Here is a 2,610-nt window from a genome sequence, read left to right as displayed (position 1 = left end):
TTTCCCTAACGGAATCATAATCCGTAACCCAATATTCCTGCCAATATCCCAGGCGAAATACCGAAAAGCATTCATATAATCGCGGTAAGCCGAATTCAGGAGATTGGTTACCGTAAGCGTAAGGTGAACAGGTTGTTTGCCCCAACTGAACTTGGTGCCTGCTTCCAGGTTAGCCAGTAAGTAAGCAGGCGGTGGTGGTGCATAATCGGATACCAGCAGAACCGTACCATCCGGCTGTTTTTTTTCGATATTTCCTTCCGCCGGCACTCTTGATTGCCGCAATACCTGTTGTGCACTGAGTTTTACATAACTGTCTTGCCAGCGCGGAACATTGCCGAACTCATAGGTTATTCCCGCCTCATACCTGTCGGCCGGCATCTGAATAAGCCAGTCTTCGGCCGATTTATCCCAGGCGCGCAGTATAGAGGCTTTTATATCTGCTTTCCAGTGCGCCGTAATAAGGTACCCGATATTGGCGTCCAGGCCACGTAAACGGGCATTGGTTTGTTCAAAGGAAAAAGAAGGGAAGGCACCCCGGATGGTTAACACAGGCGGATAATCTGGTGCCAGGTAAATAAAATTCGAAATATTTTTATGATAAAACCCAAGGTCGATCGTCCATCGGAATGGCTGATAGGTAAGGTTCAGCATCCAGCTGTTGGCCCTTTCCGGATTCAAATCGGGGTTCCCGGTTTCAATCCTCGCCGAACTATGATGAAGACCATCGCTGTATAGTTCATTGATCTGCGGAGAACGCCAGGCGGTCGAAAAGTTCAGTGTAGTGGTTAATTCTTTACTCCATTGGTAACTGGCCCCGGCAGACCCGGAAATATTACTGAACTGCTGATCCGGAAATTGCTGGTTATTGTTTTTTTCAATATTAAAAATGGATCTCCAATCGTAGCGGATACCCGCTTCCAGCATCCACTTTCTTTGCGACCATTTTTCTATCAGAAAAGCAGCTCCATTCCATGCCTGGTAGTTGGGAATAAAGACCCGCTGTTTATAACTATCATTGAACTGGTAAGAACCGCTGATACCAATCGTACCCCGAAATCCTTTCCAACTATTATGATCCCATACAAGATCTGACCCAACGGTCGTAATACTCAAATCAAGTTGAGGTGCGTCTGTACTGGTATTAAATCGTTTTACATCGTATTCCATCCGGTTATTGTACTGCCCGGAAAGTATCCAGTTCAATTTACCGGCTGTGCCTGTTGTATGATAGGCTTTTAATTTTAGCAGGTGATGATGTACTTGTTGATAAGGACGATCAATACTATAGCTAAAGGGCGCATTTTTCACTTCTTCAGAAGGCTCTCCCCGTTCAATAGCCGTTTCAAGATCTGTTACATTACCGATATGTGCCCCCCTGAATATTCCCAGCTTTGTATTGAAATTGCTGTAAAACAATTCCAGCCCCCGGTGCTGCTGTTTCCAACCTGCCGCTGCCGAAAAATTATACTCTTCGATGCCTGAATTCATTAGCCAGTAATCGGGTGTTTTTGCATTTCCGCCTTTTTTAAGGGTCCCCTGCAGGCGCCAACTGAAAGCCGGGTGTTTGGCTGCATTGTTTTCAATGATGCCGGAAAGCACTGCCTGCCGGTTATTACTGAAAAAAGCCGTGTTGATTTCCCCGTAAAGACCCGGCTGTACAGGCAATAATCTTGGTTCCACCAAAACCACTCCGCCGATAGCATCACTCCCATAGCGAATACTACTGGCACCTTTTATAACGGTAATACGGTTAGCTATATAAGGATCTACTTCCGGTGCATGTTCACTTCCCCATTGTTGAGATTCCTGGCGGATTCCATTATTCAGAATTAAGACCCGGTTACTGTGCAAGCCATGAATAACCGGTTTAAAAATAGTGGCCCCGGTTTGCAATACATTTACACCACTTATCGAGCGGAGTGATTCACCCAAACTACTCCCTCTTGTAGCAGCCAGCTGCCGGCCCTTTACTTCATCTGTTATAGCTGTACCATGGCGGTGGGTTGCCCCCACTACCACTACTTCATCCAGTTCACTATGAGCATGAGGTAAAACAAAATCTTTAACCAGGTCGTCTTTTAAATGTATATGCGATTCTAAAGGCTGGCAGCCGATATGTGTAATGAGGATATTATAACTACCTGCACATAATCCTTCCAGTAAAAAACGACCTTCTGCGTCCGACTCAACTACCTGGCGGGTATCTTTTATTAATATGGAAGCACCTGCCAGCCGCTCCCGGGTATCCGAATCTGTTACAACCCCGCTGAATCTCAATATACATTGAGCCGCCAGGCTGTTCACTAAACAACACCCGATAAGAATACCTGCAAATCTTCTTACTAACCTCAACTTTGTACTTTAAGGCTACAAATCTAGGGAATTCTGAAAATTTGCAACAATGTTTCTTTTTTTATTTTTTGAACCGGATTATAAACCGGCTGCCTGCACCCGTATCACCTTCATATTGAAGGGTGGCATTTAATTCATTGGCCAGCCGTTTTACAATAGCAAGTCCCAAGCCGGTAGAAGCTTCTCCACCGGTAGGCCGGGCAGATAGCTGACCATATTTGGTAAAAAGGCGTTGCTGGTCTTCCGTGCTGATACCCG

At 45.6% G+C, this 2,610-nt stretch carries 2 protein-coding genes; both read right to left on the bottom strand.

Translation table 11 applies throughout. The features are described 5' to 3' along the window. Window positions 1-2,352, bottom strand: a 2,352-nt coding sequence (locus tag A1D16_RS01005; RefSeq protein WP_290706852.1) for a TonB-dependent receptor, incomplete at its 3' end; no start/stop codon positions are given. Between the two features lie 61 nt (window positions 2,353-2,413). Beyond that, window positions 2,414-2,610: ATP-binding protein (locus A1D16_RS01000; RefSeq protein ID WP_290706850.1), on the bottom strand; the 197-nt coding region annotated here is incomplete at its 5' end.

The organism is Flavihumibacter sp. CACIAM 22H1, assembly GCF_001601815.1.
Taxonomy (GTDB): Bacteria; Bacteroidota; Bacteroidia; order Chitinophagales; family Chitinophagaceae; genus Flavihumibacter.
Note: the sequence above shows the minus strand (reverse complement) of the source record. Positions and strands in the feature narration are given on the sequence as shown.